Source organism: Micromonospora sp. WMMD964 (assembly GCF_029581455.1).
Taxonomy (GTDB): domain Bacteria; phylum Actinomycetota; class Actinomycetes; order Mycobacteriales; family Micromonosporaceae; genus Micromonospora.
The window spans coordinates 502,888-522,831 of sequence record NZ_CP120860.1 but is presented as its reverse complement, the minus strand read 5'-3'; the positions used below and the strand labels follow the sequence as shown (position 1 = coordinate 522,831).

Sequence of the window (19,944 nt, the reverse complement as noted above, 5' to 3'; positions counted from 1 at the left end):
GGCCGGTCGTACCATCGATGGGTGCGCCGCCCCCAGTTGCCGCGGCCGGCCGGCACCACGCGGCCCCGCCTGCTCGTCGCCCTGACCGCCGTCGCCGTCCTCACCGCCACCACCGCCGCCTCCTGCGGTGACGACACCCCGGACCTCGCGTTGGCGTCGGCGGCCCGCAACCCGGTCAGCGAGGTGATCGACGCGCCGGCGACGGTGACCGCCCGGGCCGCCGCCACCCTCACCGCCCCCGCCGACGGCACCCTGGCGAGCCTCCGCGTCCAGCCCGGACAGTCGGTGCAGCGTGGCCAGGTTCTCGCCGTGGTCGACTCGCCCTCCGCCCGGCAGCGGCTCCGGCAGGCGAAGGAGGCCCTGGACGCGGCGAAGCGCGCCGGGCGAGGTGTCTCCACGGGTGACCTGACCAGCAGCCGACGCGGCACGGACAAGGCCGCTGACGAGGCGTTCGACGCCGCCCGTGAGGCCGCCGAGAAGATCGCCGACCCGAAGGTGCGCGACGCGCTGCTGACCCAGGTGACGTCCGCCCAGCGGCAGTACACGGCCGCCGCACGCAGCGCCGACCAGGCCGTCCGCGCCGTCCAACGCGGCATCAACGGGCTGAGCTCCGCCGTCGGCGCGCTCTCCGCGGCGCAGCGACTCCAGGCCCAGCAGGGGTACGACCTGGCGAAGGCGACAGTAGACGCGTTGACCCTGCGCGCTCCGATCGCCGGTGTGGTGCAGCCGGGCGGCACCCGGGCCGGCGGCGGCGCGACAGGTGGTCTCGCCGGGCTGTTGGAGCAGGCCGGCGGCGCCCAGGCGGCCGGCCTCGACCCGTCCGTGCTGGCCCCCGACCAGGGCGGGCCACCGGCCGGGGTGGACGACGCGGTGGCGGTCGGCGGTCGGGTCACCGCCGGCACGCCGGTCCTGACGGTCGTCGACACCGGACAGTTGGGGCTGCTCGCCGAGGTCGACGAGACCGACGTGCTGCTGGTCAAGGCCGGCGTGACCGCCACCGTCGAGTTGGACGCCGTCACCGGGGCCAGCTACGACGCAACCGTCCGCTCGGTCGACGTGCTGCCCACCAACTCCGCCCAGGGCGGGGTCACCTACCGGGTACGCCTCGCCCTGGGCGCCGGGAAGCTGGCCGAGGACGAGCCGGCGCCCACGCCCCGCCCCGGCATGAACGCGATAGTCCACCTGCGCGTACGCGAGGCCGCCGACGCGGTGACCGTTCCCGCCTCGGCGGTGTTCTCGGCCGACGGCCGGGACGCGGTGTGGGTGGTCCGGGACGGCAGGGCCGGCCGGGCGGCGGTGACCGTCGGCGTGCAGGGGGCCGATCTGGTGCAGATCCTCAACGGCGTCCAACCCGGCGACCGGATCGTGGTGCGCGGCACCGACCAGGTCCGCGACGGCCAGGAGGTGCGGTGACCGGCACCCCGCCGGCGATCGAGGCGGTGGACGTGTCCCGGACGTACCACCTCGACGGGGTGTCCGTCGAGGCGCTGCGCGGGGTGTCGCTGGTGGTGCGACCGGGGGACTACGTGGCCCTGGTCGGCCCGTCCGGCTCGGGCAAGTCCACGCTCATGCACCTGCTCGGTGGGTTGGACCGCCCCACCGGTGGCCGTCTGGTGATCGGCGGGCGGGACGTCAACGCGCTGGCCCCGCCGGAGATGGCCACCCTGCGCAACGAGACGATCGGTTTCGTCTTCCAGGCGTTCCACCTGCTGCCGCGTACCTCGGCGGTGGAGAACGTCGCACTGCCGCTGGTCTACCGGGGTGTGCCGGCCCGGCGGCGACGGGAACGGGCGGCGGCGATGCTCGGCCGGGTGGGCCTCGGCCACCGGTTGGACCACCGCCCCAACCAGATGTCCGGCGGCGAGCAGCAACGGGTCGCCATCGCCCGTGCGCTGGTCACCGAGCCGACGGTGCTGCTGGCCGACGAACCCACCGGCAATCTGGACAGCGCCACGGGAGCGGCGGTGCTGGAGTTGTTGGAGCGGTTGAACGCGGAGTCGGGTGTGGCACTGGTGATGGTCACCCACGACCAGGAGGTCGCGGCGCGGGCCCGCCGCCGGATCACCATGCGCGACGGGGTGGTGGTGGCGGACAGCGACGACCCCCGCACCACCCATGATCGACCGCCGTCCGTCGACCACGGTCGACCTGCGACACTGGTCCCCGCTCCCAGCGCGGAGCCCCGGTCCGCGTCCGGACGCGGCCCGGGGCACCCACCCGGTGGCTCCGGTGGCGCCGCCGGAGCCACCGGGTGCCTTCCGCGCGAGGTCGAGCAGCGCGAGGCGGCCGCGGGTCAGCCCGAGGTCGAGCAGCCCGGCGGCGCGGCGTGAGGGTCGCCGAGGCATGGCGGGTCGCCCTGGACGCCCTCCGGGCCAACCGGCTGCGCAGCGCCCTGACCATGCTCGGGGTGATCATCGGGGTGGCCTCGGTGGTCCTGCTGGTGGCCATCGGCACCGGCACCAAACAGACCGTCGAGCAGCAGGTCGAGGGCCTCGGCTCCAACCTGCTGCTGGTCGTCCCCGGCCGCATCGAGGTCGGCAACGCGCCGGTGGTGTCGCCGTTGACCCTCAGGGACGTGGACGCCGTCACCCGGGTGGTCGGCGACCCGGACCGGGTGGCGGTCACCGTCGCCTCCGGGGCGACCGCCCGAGCCGGCAACCGCTCCGACTTCACCACCGTGCAGGGGGTGCTGGAGACCACCCCGGCGGTGTTCACCAGGTCGTTGGCCCGTGGTCGCTATCTCACCGGCACCGACGTGGACACCAGCCGTCGCGTCGCGGTGCTCGGCGACTCGGTGGCCCGCGCGCTGTTCCCCGACCGGGACCCGCTCGGCCAGCAGGTGACACTGGCCGGGGTGCGGTTCCGGGTGATCGGTGTCTTCGCGCCGCTCGGGCAGAGCCTCGGCGTCGACCGGGACGACGAGGTGCACGTACCGGTGACCGCCGCGCAGCGGCTCTGGGGCACCCAACGGGTGGACGGCATCGCGGTGAAGGCGCCCGACCGGGAGCGGATCGACGAGTTGGGCGAGCGGATCGTCGCCGAGTTGAACCGCCGCCACCCCGACACCGAGTTCAGCGCCGTCACCCAACAGCAGATCCTCGGCGTGCTCGGCGACATCCTCGGCGTTCTCACCGGCGTACTGGCCGCCATCGCCGGCATCTCGTTGCTGGTCGGCGGCGTCGGCGTCTCCAACATCATGCTGGTCAGCGTCCGGGAACGGACCCGGGAGATCGGTCTGCGCAAGGCGGTCGGCGCACGCCCCCGCGACATCGGGGTGCAGTTCCTGCTGGAGGCGGTGCTGCTCACCACGATCGGCGGGGTGACCGGGATGGCGGTGGGCGTGGGGACCGCCCTGCTGGTCGACGCCCTGTCGCCGATCCCGGCCGCGATCACCTGGTGGTCGCTGGCACTCGCCTTCGGGGTGTCGGCGGTCGTCGGCATCGTCTTCGGGGTCGTCCCCGCGCAGCGCGCCGGCCGGCTCGACCCGGTGGTGGCGTTGCGCGCCGAGTGACCAGCGGCGCGACGACCGGGACGGCGAGCCCAGGCGGGCACGAATCGGGAGCGCGGATCGGGTGAACCGCGAGCAGAAACATGATCAGTTGTACGAAGGGATCGCGCCGGTCACAACCGCCCCGCTACCGTACTGGTAACACGCGCGTCGCCGGCCCGGCCCGGAGCATCCGTCGGGTTGGCACGCGCCGGGCATGGGATGGGTCGGTGAGCCATGGCCGGGTCGCAGTCCGACGGACGGCTGTCGGAGGTCAAGTTCCTGACCGTCGCTGAGGTGGCGACGGTCATGCGGGTGTCGAAGATGACGGTCTATCGCCTGGTGCACAGCGGTGAGCTCACCGCCGTCCGGGTCGGCCGCTCATTCCGGGTGCCCGAGCATGCGGTGCACGAATATCTCCGGGGTGCTTTTCAGGAAACCGCCTGAGCCACCGTCACCCCCTTCCAGCGCCCCCTGAGCGGCATCGACGGGGGCGCGTTGGTCCGGCTGACGCTCTCCGGCTACCCTGGAGCCCGACCGAGACCCCACCGGTGCGCCCCGCCGCCCAGACTGGTCCGGTCCGTTGTCCGCAAGCGGTCGCCGTCGCCACCTGCGTGGTGTCATCCGGTCCGCCCCGCACGTTGTATCGAAAGGCTGTCGTATGGGCTCGGTGGTCAAGAAGCGCCGTAAGCGCATGGCTAAGAAGAAGCACCGCAAGCTGCTGCGCAAGACCCGCGTCCAGCGTCGCCGTCTCGGCAAGTGATCGCCGCCGGGCTGGCTGCCCGGCATTCGGCGGCACTTGCCTAACTGTCGATCCCCGGAGGCTCAGGTGATCAGGCCGTGGTCGTCCCGGCTCGGTCCTTCCTGCCGGGGTAGGTGCGTCAGATGACCCCCGGTGGCACCTCAGGTGCTCCGGGGGTCGTCGTCGTCACCGGGGTAGGCCGCTACCTGGGTGCCCACGTGGCGGCCCGACTGGCCGCCGATCCCCGGATCGAACGGGTCATCGGGGTGGACGCCCCGGATTCCGGCACCGAGTTCACCGACCTGCTGGACCGGGTCGAGCGGATCCGCCTCGACAGTGACTCGCTCGGTGGCCTCCTCGCCGATCTGGACGTCGACGCGGTGGTCCACCTCGCCCTGGTCAGTGCCCCCGACCAGCAGCACGGTGGCCGGTCGGCGATGAAGGACCAGAACGTCATCGGCACCATGCACCTGCTGGCCGCCTGCCAACGGGCCCCCCGGCTGCGCAAACTCGTGGTCCGCTCGTCGACGGCCGCGTACGGGGTCTCGTTCCGGGACCCGGCGGTCTTCACCGAGGAGACCGAGCCGCGCGAGGTGCCGCGCGGCGGGTTCGGCCGCGACATCCTCGACCTCGAGGGGTACGTCCGCGGGTTCCGCCGCCGTCGGCCCGACGTCACCGCGACGGTGCTGCGCTTCGCGCCGTTCATCGGCTCGACCGCCGACACCACGTTGACCCGCTACTTCGCGCAGCCGTTCGTGCCGACCGTCTTCGGCCGTGACCCCCGTCTGCAGTTCCTGCACTTCGACGACGCGTTGGAGGTGCTGCACCGGTCGATCGTGGAGGACCATCCCGGCACCTACAACGTCGCGGGCCCGGGGGTGCTGTCGCTGTCGCAGGCGATCCGGCGCGCCGGGCGGGTGGCTGTGCCGGTGCTCGAACCGGGTCTCTCCGGCGCCGCCGCACTGGCCCGCACCATGGGTTTCGGGCGTTACGGCCTGGACCAGGTCGACCTGTTCGTGCACGGCCGGGTGGTCGACACCAGCCGGCTGGAGCAGGAGTACGGTTTCACGCCCCGTTCCACAGCCGAGGCGTTCGAGGACTTCATCCGCGCCCACCACGGTGGGGTGGTGGTGACCCGCGACCAGTTGGCCGTCGCCGAGCAACTCGTTCGGAACGGCATCCGGCAGGTCCGCGCGGCAGTACGGGAGCGCAGGCCGTGAGCGCGAGGAGTGAGCCGGGTTTGCGAGCCCCGCAGTCGCGAACCGAGGTGGCACCGTGACCGGGCCGACGGAGGGGCGTGACCCGCAGGGGGTCGGGCGTTTCGACGTACCGCAGCAGTCGCCCGCGCCGGACGCGGAGCCGGCGCGGCGGAACGGGCATCGGCCGGTCGCGCGGGTCGCGCCGACCCCGACGTCGCCCGACGACGAGGTCGACACCGCGGCCACCGACGAGCCCGTCGCGGAGTCGGGTGATCCGGCGGGAGCCGGGACGCCGGGTGGCACCGAGCCGGCCGTGGCGGACCGGCCGGATGATCACTGGGACCGTAAGGTCGCGAACGGTCTGGCGTTCCTGCGCCGACGGCTGTCCGGTGACTACGAGGTCGATGAGTTCGGCTTCGACTCGGAGCTGACCGACGCGGTCTTCCATCCGCTGCTGCGGCTGCTGTATCGGGACTGGTTCCGCACCGAGGTCAGTGGGGTGGAGCATGTGCCGGTCGACGGGCCCGCCCTGGTGGTCGGCAACCACTCGGGGACGGTGGCGCTGGACGCGTTGATCCTCTCGGCGGCGCTGCACGACAAGCACCCGGCGCACCGCTACCTGCGGCTGCTCGGCGCTGACCTGGTGTTCCGGATGCCGGTGGTCTCCGAGATCGCCCGTAAGACCGGTGGCACGGTGGCCTGCAACCCGGACGCGGAGCGGCTGCTCGGCGGGGGTGACCTGGTCGGCGTGTTCCCTGAGGGCTTCAAGGGGATCGGCAAGCTCTACGCCGACCGGTACAAGCTGCAACGGTTCGGGCGGGGTGGTTTCGTCTCGGCGGCGCTGCGCACCGGCACGCCGATCGTGCCGGTCGCCATCGTGGGCGGCGAGGAGATCTACCCGATGCTCGCCGACATCAAGCCGCTGGCGCGGCTGCTCAAGCTGCCCTACTTCCCGGTCACGCCGACCTTCCCGTGGCTCGGGCCGTTGGGCATGGTGCCGCTGCCCAGCAAGTGGCTGATCGAGTTCTGCCCGCCGATCCCCACCGCCCACCTGACCGACTCGGCGGACGACCCGCTGGTGGTGTTCAACCTCGCCGACCAGGTGCGGGAGACCATCCAGCAGACCGTGCACACACTGCTGGAGCGACGGCCCGACCCGTTCGGCCCCTGAGCGGGCGCGGCGGCGTGGCGTGCGTCAGCCGCCGCGGCGGCGTCGTTGCAGGGCCAGGCCGGCGGTGACCGCGCCGACGACCAGTCCGGCTGCCGCGGTCGACGGCACGGCGATCTTCACCGCCCGACGGCCGGTGCGGAAGTCCCGCACCTCCCACCCGTGTCGGCGGGCCTGCCGCAGCAGGCTGCCGTCCGGGTTGACGGCCACCGCCCTGCCCACCGCGGAGAGCAGCGGCAGGTCGTTGGCGGAGTCGCTGTAGGCGGCGCAGCGGGTCAGGTCGAGCCCCTCCACCGCGGCGAGCTGGTTGACCGCCTCGGCCTTCGCCGGCCCGTGCATGAGGTCACCCACCAACCGCCCGGTGTACGCCCCGTCCACGACCTCGGCCACCGTGCCGATCGCACCGGTGAGGCCGAGCCGGGCGGCGATCACTCGGCCGATCTCCACCGGGGCGGCGCTGACCAGCCACACCCGCTGCCCGGAGTCCAGGTGACGTTGGGCGAGTCGGTGGGTGCCGGCCCAGATCCGGGGAGCCATCATCTCGTCGAAGATCTCCTCCGCGAGGTGCTCCACCTCGTGGACCCGCCAGCCCTGGACGAAGGCCAGCGCGGCCTCCTTCGCCAGTGACATGTCACCTGCGTGCTCCCGGGCCAGCAGCCGGAACCGGAGCTGCTGCCAGGCGAATCGGGCCAGGTCACCGGTGGTGAGGTAATTGCGGGAGGCGAGCCCACGGGCGAACCAGTAGATGGATGCGCCCTGCATCATCGTGTTGTCCACGTCGAAGAACGCCGCGGCCGTCGAGTCCGGCGCGGTGGCCGGGGCCAGGTCGGTCTCCGCCCAGCCCGCAGTGTGCCCCTCGGCGTCGGTGCTGACCGTCACCTTACGGCTGCGCGCCACGCGACTTCCTTCCTCACCGGTACGACGGATGCCTCTGCGAGGGTATCCGGCGCAGACGGTCGACCGGCCGAGCACACAGCGAACTGTGGCGCGGCCGGTCGGACGTGCGGTATGGGTCAGCGGGACCCGGGGCAGGTCTTCGGGTCGGGCCCGAGGGTGTCGCTGGCGGTCGGGGCGGGAAGGCCACAGGCGATCGCCGCGCGCAGTGAATCCGAACGTTCCCGGATGCTGTCCAGCAGGAGCAGCGACCGCTGGGTGCGTTCCCGGTCGGCGCGGGTGGTCCCGTCGAGCAGGCCGCTGACCGCCCGACGTTGGCCGGAGACGAAGGTGTTGAGGGTGTCCAGGCTGCCCGGGTCGGCACGTTGCACCGCAGCGGAGGTGAGCAGGCGGACACCCTGCCGGGTGTCGGCGTCCATGTCGTCGAGGACGGCGCTGTAGCCGATCCGGTCGCCGCGCAGTTTGGCGGCTTCGCCGAGTCTGGTCCGGGCGAAGTCCAGGAAGAGTTGGCCGCGGCTGATGTCCGAGCTGGCCAGCGCGAGCTGTGCGCGTTCGGTCGAGCGCTTCATGCCGTACAGCGCGTCGCCGGGCACCGCGTTCTCACTGGCGGCGGAGATGCCGGAGACGGCGATGGCGCCGGCGGCGATGCCGACGAGGATCGCGCCCCGGGCTCGGGCCCGCCGCGCGGTGACCGCCGGTAGTAGCCGTCCGCGTGTCGTCGTGGTGGCCGGTTCGCCGGCCGCCGGTGTCGCGCCCAGCCCGTCCCGTTCGGCGGTCGCGAGCAGCATCGCCCGCAGGCCGGTCCGGAACTCCGGGTTCACCTCGACAGCCGGGGGGTCGACGCTGAGCCGCTGACCCACCGCGACGAGTGGCGCGAGTCGGCCGTCCACCCGGGATCGCACGTGGTGCCGCCGAGCGCCGTTGGCCTCGTCGAGAAGCTGCGCGAAGCGCTCGGCGCGCCGGCGGGAGAAGAGGATGTCGTCCACCGCAGGCACCTCCTCTCGCTGGTCACGGCCGGTCGGCCGCCGTCGTTACCGGCGACCGGGCGGCAGTGTGACACCACGGAGGTGAGGTGCCGCCGGCGTGCCGGTGGGACCTCGGTGCCCGGGCCTGCCGGGACATCCACCGGTCGCACCCGGAGAAACGCGGCGGACCAGGCACGGGTTACGGGCCAGGCGGGGCGGAAATTACAGAAAGTGATGGTCGTCACCAGGTCGCATCGGCTCTGAGCTGGGCAGATGGTGATCGACGTCCATCGGTGTCTGGAAACAATCTACGGCTGGAAGCCGTCTGGGAGGAGTCGGGCCAGGGCGCGAACGGCTCGGTACTGGAGGGCCTTGATGGCACCCTCGTTCTTGCCCATGGCACGGGCCGTCTCGGCCACCGAGAAGCCCTGGAGGAAGCGGAGCACGATGCACTCCTGCTGCTCCGGGTTGAGTTGCTTCACGGCGGTGAGGAGCGCGACGTTGGTGATGTGCTCCACCACCGCGGCCTCCGGGCTGCCCTCCGGACCCCGGTCCTCCCGGTCGGCGTCGAGCACGTCGCCGGTGGTGACCTCCAGGCGGTAGCGGCCCGACTTGAAGTGGTCGGCGACCAGGTTGCGGGCGATCGTCACCAGCCAGGCGCCGAGGTCACGACCCTGCCAGGTGAAGCTGCCGATCCGCTTGAGCGCGCGCAGGAAGGTGTCCGAGGTGAGGTCCTCGGCGAGCTGGCGGTTGCCGACCCGGAAGTAGACGAACCGGAAGACGGTGTCCACGTACCGGTCGTAGATCAGGCCGAACGCCTCCGAATCGCCGGACTGGGCCCGCTCGATCAACGTCCAGACCTCGGTGGCCGGGTCGGACGGGTCCGGGCGGCTCGGGAAGCCGGTCGGGGTGGTAACGGGTTCGGCCGGGACCGCCGGAATGACAGCCGTCTCGCCCGCCGCCGGGTCGGTGGCCACCGCCGGTGTGTCGCTCACCCGTCGACCCTGCGCGGGCAGCGGCCGAGGAGGTGCGCCGACCCGACCCCCGGGCGTCTTGGCGTTACCGCCGGGCACCGCCGGTCTCGGCGTGGGTTCGTTGTGGTGTGGGCGGCTGCGGATCCGGTGCGCCGCGCCGTCGCCCCGCACGGCGGTGCCGTGTGGATCGTCCAGCGGGGAACGGGCCGTGGGCCGCTCGTTGACGTGGGAGCGCGCCGGCTGACCGGTCAGGCCGAGCGGGCGTTCCGCGTAACCGAAGGTGGTCACCGTGTCGCCTCCGCCCCGGTGGTCGTCGGACGGGTCGGTCTGTGGGTCGTCGGGGCGGGCCGACCGGGCTCCCGGTCGGGCAGGACGGTCGCGGGGGTTGCCGGCGGACGGCAATTCCCCTGGAGGTGCTGGTCCAATGCGCTCACAGGCACGGGGGCCTCCTCGGGCTGAGGGGTGTCGACTCACGGCAAATGGGGTGACCCGACCCGAGTGATGATAGGGCCAACGTCACCCGCGCGTGGCAAGTCCGTTACACAAGGCGGAAGTATTTCCCGCTCCGTCGCACCAATGCCGGACCGGTTGTCCGTCGTGTGCGTTTGACTTTCCGTTCACGCGCTGTTCCAGGATGGATTGCCAGCTAGCGGGCTTGATGGACGTTCGGTCGGCGCGCCACGCCGGGTGGCCGTCCGGGTGCGGCCGAAGCGCTTGTGGACGCCGTCGCCCGTCCCACCGACAGGACCTGATCGGCCCGCCGGTGGCACAGCGCGCAGTCCCGTCGGTGGGACTCTCGCGGCGCCGTCGCCCACGCGCGGAGCCGACCGTCGGGCGTGGCCTGTCGTCGCCCGCTGTGCCAGACTCGATCACCGTGCAGGACGTCTCGGTAAACCCCGCGCCGAACCTCGCCGACCGGGTTCGCCAGGCGGCTCACGGCCGCGCGGACGGGGCCGCGCTGCACTGGCGCGACCAGACACTCAGCTGGTCCGACCTGGACGTCGCGGTGGACGCCGCCGCGCGTGGCCTGTCGACCGCCGCGCCACCCGCCCACCCCGGCGACACACCGCCACGCGTCGCGATCGCGCTGCCGAACACCGTCGACTTCGTGGTCGCCTGGCTCGGCGCCCTGCGCGCGGGATTGGTCGCCGTGCCGGTCAACCCCGGCCTCACCGCACCGGAGTTGCGGCACGTGTTGTCCGACTCCGGCGCGTCGGTGCTCGTCGCCACCGACCGGGTCCGGGGTCTGGTCGCCGACCTGACCGGCGACCTGCCCGCGCTGGTCGCCGTGCACGGCACGCCGCCGACAGCCGAGACGCCCGGTCCGACCCGCCCACGCCGAGGCGGCACCGACCTGGCCGTACTCCTCTACACCTCCGGCACCGAGGGGCGGCCCAAGGGGGCGATGCTCTCGCACCGGGCGCTGCTGGCCAACCTCGAGCAGGTCGACGGGATCGAACCGCCGGTGGTCGGGCCGGCGGACACCGTGCTGCTCGCGTTGCCGCTCTTCCACGCGTACGGGCTCAACTCGGGGCTCGGCGCGGTCATCCACCACGGCGCGACCGGAGTGCTGCTCGACGAGCTGGGCCCGACCGCGGGGCTGGACGAGATCGCCCGGCACCGGGTCACCGTGCTGGTCGGCGTACCGTCGATGTTCTCGACCTGGGCCGATGCCCCCACGGTCCGGGCGGCGACCGCGTCGGTGCGGGTGGCGGTCTGCGGCGCGGCGCCGCTGGAACCCCCGGTCGCGGCGCGCTTCACCGAGGCCACCGGGCATCGGGTGCACATCGGGTACGGCCTGACCGAGACCGCGCCGGTGCTCACCTCCACCCTGGTGGGTGGTGTGGCCAAGGCCGGCTCGATCGGCCGTCCACTGCTCGGGGTGGGGTTACGCCTGGTCGACGCCGACGGGGTGGACCTCTGGCGCGACGGGCTCGCCGTCCCCGACGACGACCCGGACGAGCTGGACCTCTCCGACGTGACGCCGGGCACCGACCCGGGGCAGATCGTCGTGCGCGGTGCCAACCTCTTCGACGGCTACTGGCCCGACCGGCGGGGTGGGCCCGACGCCGACGGCTGGTGGGGCACCGGGGACATCGCCTACGCCGACGAGGACGGGGACCTCTTCCTGGTCGACCGGCTGGGCGAGCTGATCCTGGTCAACGGGTTCAACGTCTATCCGCACGAGGTCGAACTCGTGCTCAGCGGACATCCCGGGGTGGCCGAGTCGGCGGTACTGGGTGTGCCGCACCCGCGGACCGGCGAGACTGTGCGGGCGTACGTGGTGCCGAAGCCGGGGCGACCGGTGACCGGCGAGGAGTTGCTCGCCCACTGCGCACGGAACCTGGCCCGGTTCAAGTGCCCGACCGCCGTCGAGATCGTCGACGCCCTGCCCCACTCGGCGATCGGCAAGGTACGCAAGACCCAGCTCCGGTCGGCGGCCCCGGCCGGTCCGTCCGCACCCGCCGACACCCGCACGGAGGTAACCGATGGCCACTGACGCCCGGCTCGCCCTGATCACCCGACCCGGCTGCCACCTCTGCGACGACGCCAAGGCGGCGCTCGACCGGGTGGTGGCGGTCACCGGCGACAAGTGGGTCGAGTGGGACGTCACCGGCGACGAGGGCCTGGAACGGGAGTACGGGGACCGGCTGCCGGTGGTGATGCTCGACGGCAAGGAGCACGGCTACTGGCGGGTCGAGGAGGACCGGCTGCTGCGGGACCTGACCACGCCACAGCTCTGAGGGGTGCCTAGGGTGCTCTGATGACCCCTGCGCACCCGCACCTCGTCTGGGACTGGAACGGCACCCTGCTCAACGACCTCAGCCTGGTGGTGTCCGCCACCAACGTCGTGTTCGCCAGCCTCGGCGGGCCGACCGTCACCCCCGACGAGCACCGGGTGCGGTTCCGCCGCCCGATCGCCGAGTACTACGCCGAGGTGCTCGGGCAGGCCGTGGACGCCGACGAGTTCGGCCGCCTGGACCGGATCTTCCACGACGCGTACCGCACCGGGTTGACGACCTGTGAGCTGGCCGCCGACGCCCGCACCGCGATGGCCGCCTGGCCCGGCAGCCAGAGTCTGCTCTCCATGTGGTTCCACGAGGAACTGGTGCCGACCGTGCACACCTACGGGCTGACCGGTCAGTTCACCCGGGTCGACGGGCTGCGGGCCACGGTCGGCGGCGACCGTAAGGCCGAGTCGCTCAAACTGCACCTGGCCGAGCTGGGTGTGGACGGCGCCTCGGTGGTGCTGATCGGCGACTCCATCGACGACGCGGACGCGGCGACCGCGGTCGGCGGCCGGGCGGTGCTCTACACCGGCGGGTTCACCGACCCGGCCCGGCTGCGCGCCTCCGGCCACCCGGTGGCCGACACCCTCACCGACGCGGTGGCCCTGGCCCGGCAGGTCAGTTCCGCAGATAGGTGAGGACGGCCAGCACCCGACGGTGCTGCTCGGTGTCCGGCGGCAGGGTGAGCTTGGTGAAGATGTTGCGCACGTGCTTCTCCACCGCCCCGTCGCTGACCACGAGCGCGCGGGCGATGGCGGTGTTCGAACGCCCCTCCGCCATCAGCGCCAGCACCTCCCGCTCACGCGGGGTCAGCTCGCTCAGCGGGTCGTCGCGGCGACGCCGGGCGAAGAGCTGACCCACCACCTCCGGGTCGAGCACCGTGCCGCCGGCCGCCACCCTGCGCAACGCGTCCAGGAACTCGTCGATCGCGGCGACCCGGTCCTTGAGCAGGTAACCGATCCCACCACCGGAGCCACCGGTGGTGGCGAGCAGATCATCGGCGTACGAGACCTCGACGTACTGGGAGAGCACCAGGATCGGGGTACGCGGCACCAGCCGGCGGGCCTCCACCGCCGCGCGCAGCCCCTCGTCGGTGTGTGACGGCGGCATCCGGACGTCGACGATCGACACGTCGGGCTGGTGCTCCACCACCGCCTCGACCAGCGCGTCGCCGTCCCCGACGGCGGCCACCACCTGGTGCCCGCTCTCGGTCAGCAGCCGGACCAGCCCTTCGCGGAGCAGGACGGCGTCGTCGGCGATCACGATGCGCATGGCTGTGTTGTCTACCACGTCGGGGCCGCCTTTCGGTGGTTCACAGCGGCAGGTCGGCGCGGACCTCGGTGGGGCCGCCGCTCGGGCTGACCACGGTCAGCTCACCACCGGCGGCCCGTACCCGGTCGGCGATCCCGGCCAGACCGTGCCCCTTGGCGAGGTGCGCGCCGCCCTGCCCGTCGTCGCCCACCCGCACTTGCAGGTGGGAGCCGTGCCGGGCGACGGCCACGGTGGCCTCGGTGGCCCGGGCGTGCTTGGCGACGTTCGTCAGCGCCTCGGCCACCACGAAGTACGCGGTGTTCTCCACCGCCGGGTCGAGCCGCCCGGCCGGGGTGCCGAGCTGCGGATCCACCTGTAGCTCGATCGGGATCAGCCCACGGGCGGCGATGGCGGCCAGGGCGCTGGGCAGGCCCCTGTCGACCAGGATCGGCGGGGCGATGCCCCGGGACAGCGCCCGCAGCTCGGCCAGCGTGTCCCGGGTCTGGCTGACCGCCTCGTCGATGGTCCGACCGGCCGCCTCCGGGTCGGAGGCGAGCTGCAACCGGGCCCGGCTGAGGTCCATCGCGAGACGGACCAGTCGCTGCTGGGGGCCGTCGTGGATGTCGCGTTCCAACCGGCGCAACGCGGACGCCTCGGCGGACACGGCGGCCCGCTTCTGCTCCTCCAGCACGGTGATCCGGTCCCGCATCTCGGCCACCCCGGTCAGCATGGCCCTGGCGAAGCTGGCCTGCAGCAGCGCGCAGCCCCGGACCACGATCGGCAGGGTGATCAGGAAGAACACCCCGAGCGCGGTGTTCAGCCCGATCCGGGCGGTGGTCGAGTCGCCCAGGCCGAGCAGTTGGGCCAGATTCTGGTCGCCCTCCCCGGACGGGTGGGGAATGGCCCAGTCGTAGGCCCAGTAGAGAGAGCCGGCGATCGCGATGGCCCACCAGACCATGGTCACCACGAAGGTGCCGACCGCCGCGATCAGCCGCAGGATGCCGTGCGCCAGGTCGAGCCAGGACTGGGCGTCCCGCATCGGCACGAAGATCCGCCGCCAGGCGTTCGCCCCCGCCTCGGGCAACCGGTAGTGCGGCCGGATCCGCGGCTGGCGGAGCACCGCGGGCAGCCGGAGCCGCTCGACGTCGGCCAGCGCGCGGGCCGCGTACAGGGTGCCGCTGAGGATCGGCAGGCCGATCACCGTGACCACCAGGCCGACGCCGACGGAGAGGCCGACGATGAGGACGACGAAGCTGGCCAGTGCCAGGGGCAGGCCGAGCAGCACGTACCCGGAGTCGACGAAGAGTTGGCGGGGGATGCTCGGTGCCGGCGTCGGCGGGTCGCTGGTGGCGGCAACGGTGGTCATGCCCCAAAGGCTAGGCAGCCGGGCCTCCCGTCCCCATCCCGAAGCCCCGCCTCTCCGCCGTAGTGCTGCCCCTACCACCTGCGGGACGACCCCTGGACGGCCCGGCGCGGGATTGGTCAGAGAAGTCGGGATTGAGCAATAATCGCCCGGGCGGCGCGCGCGGAAGACCCGTCGGATCGATCTTGCGGAATGGAGGTGCTGGTGAGGTTGCGTCACGCAGCGGCAAGATCGCGATTTGTGCACGTCTTCACAAGCGCCTACGCTGTGACTCCGACGCGCCCTGCTAGCACAGCCGGCAACCTCGGTCGCCAGCGGGAGTCCACAAACGGCCGACCAGCGGAGTTGGCCGAGGATCGCACCGCACGGAGTCTCATGAGTCAGCACCGTCACCCAGGCGCGCCCGGCCGCGCCGGTGCCGTACCAGCGCTCCCGGACCTGCCTGAGGCGACCGTCGCTCGGCTGCCGGAATACCTGCGCGCGCTGCACAACCTCGCCGAGACCGGGCACGAGACGGTCTCCAGCGAGGGCCTCTCCGCCGCCGCCGGTGTCAACTCCGCGAAGCTCCGCAAGGACCTGTCCCACCTCGGCTCGTACGGCACCCGGGGCGTCGGCTACGACGTCGCGCTCCTGATCGAGCAGATCGAGTATGTGCTCGGGCTCACCCAACGACGGGCCGTCGCCCTGGTCGGCGTGGGTAATCTCGGTCACGCTCTGGCCGGCTACGACGGCTTCGCCAGCCGAGGCTTCCGGATCGCCGCACTGCTCGACGCCGATCCCTCCCGGGTCGGCGAGGAGATCAACGGCCTGGTGGTCAGGCATGTCGACGACCTGCCCACGGTCGCCGCCGAGGAAGCCCTCGCGATCGGCGTGATCGCCACCCCGGCCGCCGCCGCCCAGCAGGTCGCCGACCAACTGGTCGCCGTCGGCGTGACGAGCATCCTCAACTTCGCGCCGTGCGTACTCTCGGTTCCGGAGGGGGTCGACGTGCGCAAGGTCGACCTCGCCATCGAGCTGCAGATTCTGTCCTTCCACGAGCACCGCAAGGCGTCGCTGACCGCGCTGCCCGCCACCGGCGGGTCCGCTCTCACCGCCCTGCCGGGCGGGTTCGCGGCCACCGACACCCAGGAGGCGATCGGCACGTGAAACTGCTCGTCGTCGGCGCGTCCTACCGGACCGCCCCGGTCGCCACGCTGGAGCAGCTGGCCGTGCCCCCGGCCGACCTGACCCGCACCCTGGATCGCCTGATCGCCCAGCCGTACGTCTCCGAGGCGGTGATCGTCTCCACCTGCAACCGGGTGGAGGTGTACGCCGCGGTGTCCGGTTTCCACGGCGGGCTCGGCGACGTCTGCGCCGTCCTGGCCGAACAGGCCGGCAGCCCTCCGGCGGCGCTCGCCAGCCACCTGTACGTGCACTACGACAACGCCGCCGTGGACCACGTCTTCCGCGTCGCCACCGGCCTGGACTCGATGGTCGTCGGCGAGGCGCAGATCCTCGGGCAGTTGCGCGACGCGTACCACTGGGCCACCGGTGCCGACTCGGCCGGCCGGCTGCTGCACGAGCTGATGCAGCAGGCGCTGCGGGTCGGCAAGCGGGCCCACGCCGAGACCGGCATCGACCGGGCCGGCCAGAGCGTCGTCACCGCCGCGCTGGAGTTGGCCGCCGGATACCTCGACGGCGACCTCGTCGGCCGCCCGGCCCTGGTGGTCGGTGCCGGCGCGATGGGCTCGCTCGGAGTGGCCACCCTGTCCCGGCTGGGCGCCGGGCCGCTCACCGTCAGCAACCGGGGCGCCGACCGGGCCGTCCGGCTCGCCGAGTCGTACGGAGCGAGTGCCGCACCGATGGCCGAGCTGGCCGACACTCTCTCCACAGTGGACATCGTAGTGGCCGCCACCGCGTCCACCGAACCGGTCCTCACCCGGTCGGTGGTCAGCGCGGCGCTGGCCGAACGGGACCCGGCCCGGGGCCCGCTGGTCCTCCTCGACCTGGCCGTTCCGCGCGACGTCGAGGAGGGCGTCGCCGAGCTGCCCGGCGTCGAGGTGATCGACATCGACCGGATGGCCGCACTGCTCGCCGACGGCCCCGCCGCCGCCGACGCCGCCGCCGTCGAGCGCATCGTGCTGAGCGAGGTGGAGGGTTTCCTCACCTGGCTGCGCGGCGCCGACGTGGCACCCACCGTGGCCGCGCTGCGCGGTCGCGCCGACGACGTCGTCACCGCCGAGCTGCGCCGACTCGCCCAGCGTCGCCCCGACCTCGGCGACGACCTGCGAGCCGAGGTGGCCCGCACGGTGCACCGGGTCGTGCAGCGACTGCTGCACCAGCCCACCGTCAAGGTCCGCCAGTTGGCCGCCGAGCCCGGCGGCGACCAGTACGCGGCCCTGCTGCGCGAACTGTTCGACCTCGAAGTCCCGCAGACCTCGCCGGTGGACACCGTCCCCGACGTCCTCACGCCCGACCTGGGCCTGCCGATGCCCGGCGCCGGCCCGATGCCCACCGCCGACGCCGCCGAGCCGACCCCGCCCACCGGAGGTGCGCGATGACCGCCCCCCTGCGCCTCGGCACCCGGGGCAGCGCCTTGGCGATGGCCCAGTCCGGCCAGATCGCCGAAGCGTTGACCGCCGCCACCGGCCGCCCGGTCGAGCTGGTCGAGGTCGTCACGGCCGGCGACCGCTCCACCGCGCCGGTGCACCGGCTCGGCGTCGGGGTGTTCGTCTCCGCGCTGCGCGACGCGCTGACCGCCAGGACGATCGACTTCGCGGTGCACTCGTACAAGGACCTGCCCACGGCTGCCGCCGCCGGGCTGCACATCGCGGCGGTGCCGGCCCGGCAGGACCCGCGCGACGCGCTGATCGCCCGCGACGGTCGGACGCTCGCCGAGTTGCCGCCCGGAGCCACCGTGGGCACCGGCGCGTTGCGCCGCATCGCCCAACTGCACGCGCTCGGTCTGCAACTCGAGGTCACCCCGATCCGCGGCAACGTGGACACCCGCCTGGCGCGGGTGCTCGGCCCCGACGCCGACCTGGACGCCGTCGTCCTGGCCCGAGCCGGGCTGGCCCGACTCGGCCGGGTCGACGTGATCACCGAGACGCTGGACCCGATGCTCATGCTGCCCGCGCCCGCCCAGGGCGCGTTGGCAGTGGAGTGCCGGGCCGACGACCAGGACCTGGTCGAGCTGCTCGCGGTGCTCGACCACGCACCGTCGCGTGCCGCGGTCACCGCGGAACGCGCGTTTCTGGCAACCCTGGAGGCCGGGTGCAGCGCACCCGTCGCCGCCTATGCCATCCTCGCCGAAGGCGAGCCAGTCGGCTCTGCCGCCGAAGGCGATGTTGTCAATGAGATCTACCTGCGCGGGGCGGTGATCAGCCCGGACGGCACTCGTGACCTCCGGCTGTCCCGCACCGGAACGCCCGCCGACGCGGCGGAGATCGGTAAGGCACTCGCCGCCGAACTCCTCGACCTCGGCGCCGACTCGATCCTCGGCCACGAAGGACACACCGGCCCGGGGACCCAGCAATTTGGGAGCACAGAATGACCCGCACCCGTAAGCCCGTCGGCCGTATCGCGTTCGTCGGGGCTGGCCCCGGTGACCCGGGCCTGCTGACCCGTCGGGCGCACGACGCCCTGGTCGACGCCGACCAGGTGATCTACGACCGGGGTGTCCCGGAGTCGTTGCTCGCCGTCGTACGCGCCGAAGCCAGGGACGACGCCGAGTTCACCCCCGCCGAAGGCGTGCCGGGGGACGTGGCGAAGGTGCTGATCTCCGCTGCCCGTTCCGGGCTGAACGCGGTGCACCTGGTCGCTGGTGACCCGTTCGGCCACGACTCGGTGGTCAAGGAGGTGCAGGCCGTGGCCCGCACCGCCGCCCACTTCGAGGTCGTGCCCGGCGTCGGTCAGGCCGAGGGTGTGGCCACCTACGCCGGTGTTCCGCTGCCGGGTGTGCGTACGGCCGCCGACGTCGAGGACGTCAGCGCACTGGACTTCGAGGCGCTGGCCACGGCCGTCGGCCGGGGTTCGCTCGCGCTCGCCGTGGACGCCGGTGACCTCGCCGCCGTCCGCGACGGGCTGCTCGCCGCCGGGGTCGACGGCACCACCGGAGTCGGTGTGACCGGCGACGGCACCGGCGAGACCCAGTACACGACCACGTCGACCGTGGACAGCTTCGTGGCCGCCGCGCTCGGCTTCACCGGCCGGGTGGTGCTCACCGTCGGTGTCGGGGTGGGCCAGCGCGACAAGCTGAGCTGGTGGGAGAACCGCCCGCTGTACGGCTGGAAGGTGCTCGTCCCCCGCACCAAGGAGCAGGCCGGCGCGATGAGCGCCCGACTGCGCGCGTACGGGGCGATCCCGTGCGAGGTGCCGACCATCGCGGTCGAGCCGCCGCGTACTCCGGCGCAGATGGAGCGGGCCGTCAAGGGCCTGGTCGACGGCCGGTACGCCTGGGTGATCTTCACGTCGGTCAACGCGGTCCGCGCGGTCTGGGAGAAGTTCGCCGAGCACGGCCTGGACGCCCGGCACTTCGGTGGCGTCAAGATCGCCTGCATCGGTGAGGCCACCGCGGACGCGGTCCGCGCGTTCGGCATCCAGCCGGAGCTGATCCCCGCCGGGGAGCAGTCCTCCGAGGGGTTGCTGGCCGAGTTCTCCCCGCACGACGAGATCCTCGACCCGGTGGGCCGGGTGCTGCTGCCGCGCGCCGACATCGCCACCGAGACGCTCGCCGCCGGGCTCACCGAGCGCGGCTGGGAGGTCGACGACGTGACCGCGTACCGGACGGTGCGGGCCGCGCCGCCGCCCGCCGAGATCCGGGACGCGATCAAGTCGGGCGGGTTCGACGCCGTGCTCTTCACCTCGTCCTCCACCGTGCGCAACCTGGTCGGCATCGCCGGGAAGCCACACGCCCGGACGGTTGTTGCCGTCATCGGGCCCAAGACGGCGGAGACCGCGACGGAGTTCGGCCTGCGGGTCGACGTCCAGCCGCCGCACGCCTCGGTGCCCGACCTGGTGGAGGCGCTCGCCGCCTACGCCGTCGAGCTGCGCGAGAAGTTGGCCGCCATGCCGGCCAAGCAGCGCCGCGGCTCCAAGGTGCAGGGCCCGACCGCCCTGCGCTTCCGGTAGTCG

General features: G+C 73.0%; 19 protein-coding genes. 14 read left to right on the top strand and 5 right to left on the bottom strand.

Annotated elements, in window-relative coordinates; translation table 11 throughout:
* The first annotated feature begins 21 nt into the window (after positions 1 to 21).
* The 7 genes from O7616_RS02420 to O7616_RS02390 all read left to right on the top strand — a co-directional run bounded on the left by O7616_RS02420 (position 22) and on the right by O7616_RS02390 (position 6,599).
* Complete coding sequence (locus tag O7616_RS02420) at positions 22 to 1,413, top strand: efflux RND transporter periplasmic adaptor subunit (protein WP_282305423.1); 1,392 nt, start codon at positions 22 to 24, stop codon at positions 1,411 to 1,413.
* A complete protein-coding gene (locus O7616_RS02415) occupies positions 1,410 to 2,330 on the top strand; it encodes an ABC transporter ATP-binding protein (protein ID WP_282305422.1) in 921 nt (306 codons plus the stop codon). The genes O7616_RS02420 and O7616_RS02415 overlap by 4 nt, the downstream gene beginning before the upstream one ends.
* Positions 2,327 to 3,511 (top strand): ABC transporter permease, encoded by a 1,185-nt coding sequence (locus O7616_RS02410; RefSeq protein WP_282305421.1) that lies wholly within the window; start codon positions 2,327 to 2,329, stop codon positions 3,509 to 3,511. Before O7616_RS02415 ends, O7616_RS02410 begins: the two co-directional genes overlap by 4 nt.
* Before the next feature lie 213 nt (positions 3,512 to 3,724).
* Positions 3,725 to 3,934: a helix-turn-helix domain-containing protein gene (locus tag O7616_RS02405; RefSeq protein WP_007465625.1), complete on the top strand. Its 210-nt coding sequence runs from the start codon at positions 3,725 to 3,727 to the stop codon at positions 3,932 to 3,934.
* A gap of 214 nt (positions 3,935 to 4,148) precedes the next feature.
* Positions 4,149 to 4,250 carry an AURKAIP1/COX24 domain-containing protein gene (locus O7616_RS02400; RefSeq protein WP_007465623.1) on the top strand — a complete coding sequence of 34 codons (102 nt, stop codon included), beginning with the start codon at positions 4,149 to 4,151 and terminating at the stop codon, positions 4,248 to 4,250.
* A gap of 122 nt (positions 4,251 to 4,372) precedes the next feature.
* Entirely contained in the window at positions 4,373 to 5,449 is a 1,077-nt protein-coding gene (locus O7616_RS02395; protein ID WP_282305420.1) for an NAD-dependent epimerase/dehydratase family protein, read from the top strand.
* A 292-nt stretch (positions 5,450 to 5,741) separates the two neighbouring features.
* On the top strand, positions 5,742 to 6,599 hold the full coding sequence (locus O7616_RS02390; RefSeq protein WP_282307507.1) for a lysophospholipid acyltransferase family protein: 858 nt from the start codon (positions 5,742 to 5,744) through the stop codon (positions 6,597 to 6,599).
* A gap of 24 nt (positions 6,600 to 6,623) precedes the next feature.
* Here O7616_RS02390 and O7616_RS02385 read toward each other — a convergent pair whose 3' ends face one another.
* From O7616_RS02385 to O7616_RS02375, 3 genes are all read right to left on the bottom strand, one after another.
* A complete protein-coding gene (locus O7616_RS02385; RefSeq protein WP_282305419.1) occupies positions 6,624 to 7,493 on the bottom strand; it encodes an HAD-IB family hydrolase in 870 nt (289 codons plus the stop codon).
* A gap of 116 nt (positions 7,494 to 7,609) precedes the next feature.
* Positions 7,610 to 8,485 (bottom strand): DUF5667 domain-containing protein, encoded by an 876-nt coding sequence (locus O7616_RS02380; protein ID WP_282305418.1) that lies wholly within the window; start codon positions 8,483 to 8,485, stop codon positions 7,610 to 7,612.
* A 278-nt stretch (positions 8,486 to 8,763) separates the two neighbouring features.
* Positions 8,764 to 9,717, bottom strand: a complete 954-nt coding sequence (locus O7616_RS02375; RefSeq protein ID WP_282305417.1) for an ECF subfamily RNA polymerase sigma factor, BldN family — start codon at positions 9,715 to 9,717, stop codon at positions 8,764 to 8,766.
* 586 nt (positions 9,718 to 10,303) lie between these two features.
* Between O7616_RS02375 and O7616_RS02370 the strand changes: the two genes are divergently transcribed.
* From O7616_RS02370 to O7616_RS02360, 3 genes are read left to right on the top strand one after another with little or no spacing between them, the layout of a single operon-like run.
* Positions 10,304 to 11,929, top strand: a complete 1,626-nt coding sequence (locus O7616_RS02370) for an AMP-binding protein (protein WP_282305416.1) — start codon at positions 10,304 to 10,306, stop codon at positions 11,927 to 11,929.
* The gene (locus O7616_RS02365; RefSeq protein ID WP_030329740.1) at positions 11,919 to 12,173 is read left to right on the top strand and encodes a glutaredoxin family protein; all 255 of its coding nucleotides are present in this window, start codon (positions 11,919 to 11,921) and stop codon (positions 12,171 to 12,173) included. Before O7616_RS02370 ends, O7616_RS02365 begins: the two co-directional genes overlap by 11 nt.
* A gap of 20 nt (positions 12,174 to 12,193) precedes the next feature.
* Positions 12,194 to 12,856, top strand: a complete 663-nt coding sequence (locus O7616_RS02360) for an HAD hydrolase-like protein (RefSeq protein WP_282264343.1) — start codon at positions 12,194 to 12,196, stop codon at positions 12,854 to 12,856.
* Here the strand turns inward: O7616_RS02360 and O7616_RS02355 are convergent.
* Both O7616_RS02355 and O7616_RS02350 read right to left on the bottom strand, forming a co-directional pair.
* Positions 12,837 to 13,490 (bottom strand): response regulator transcription factor, encoded by a 654-nt coding sequence (locus O7616_RS02355; protein ID WP_282264345.1) that lies wholly within the window; start codon positions 13,488 to 13,490, stop codon positions 12,837 to 12,839. The genes O7616_RS02360 and O7616_RS02355 overlap by 20 nt on opposite strands.
* Positions 13,491 to 13,530: 40 nt before the next feature.
* Entirely contained in the window at positions 13,531 to 14,835 is a 1,305-nt protein-coding gene (locus tag O7616_RS02350) for a sensor histidine kinase (RefSeq protein WP_282305415.1), read from the bottom strand.
* Between the two features lie 372 nt (positions 14,836 to 15,207).
* On the opposite strand from O7616_RS02350, the gene O7616_RS02345 reads away from it, so the two are divergent.
* The 4 genes from O7616_RS02345 to O7616_RS02330 are packed head-to-tail and all read left to right on the top strand — an operon-like array spanning position 15,208 to position 19,941.
* Positions 15,208 to 15,978 carry a redox-sensing transcriptional repressor Rex gene (locus O7616_RS02345; protein ID WP_282264347.1) on the top strand — a complete coding sequence of 257 codons (771 nt, stop codon included), beginning with the start codon at positions 15,208 to 15,210 and terminating at the stop codon, positions 15,976 to 15,978.
* Positions 15,975 to 17,372 carry a glutamyl-tRNA reductase gene (locus O7616_RS02340; RefSeq protein WP_282305414.1) on the top strand — a complete coding sequence of 466 codons (1,398 nt, stop codon included), beginning with the start codon at positions 15,975 to 15,977 and terminating at the stop codon, positions 17,370 to 17,372. Before O7616_RS02345 ends, O7616_RS02340 begins: the two co-directional genes overlap by 4 nt.
* Positions 17,369 to 18,364: a hydroxymethylbilane synthase gene (gene hemC / locus O7616_RS02335; RefSeq protein WP_282305413.1), complete on the top strand. Its 996-nt coding sequence runs from the start codon at positions 17,369 to 17,371 to the stop codon at positions 18,362 to 18,364. Before O7616_RS02340 ends, hemC begins: the two co-directional genes overlap by 4 nt.
* On the top strand, positions 18,361 to 19,941 hold the full coding sequence (locus tag O7616_RS02330) for a uroporphyrinogen-III synthase (protein WP_282264353.1): 1,581 nt from the start codon (positions 18,361 to 18,363) through the stop codon (positions 19,939 to 19,941). Before hemC ends, O7616_RS02330 begins: the two co-directional genes overlap by 4 nt.
* Positions 19,942 to 19,944: the final 3 nt, after the last annotated feature.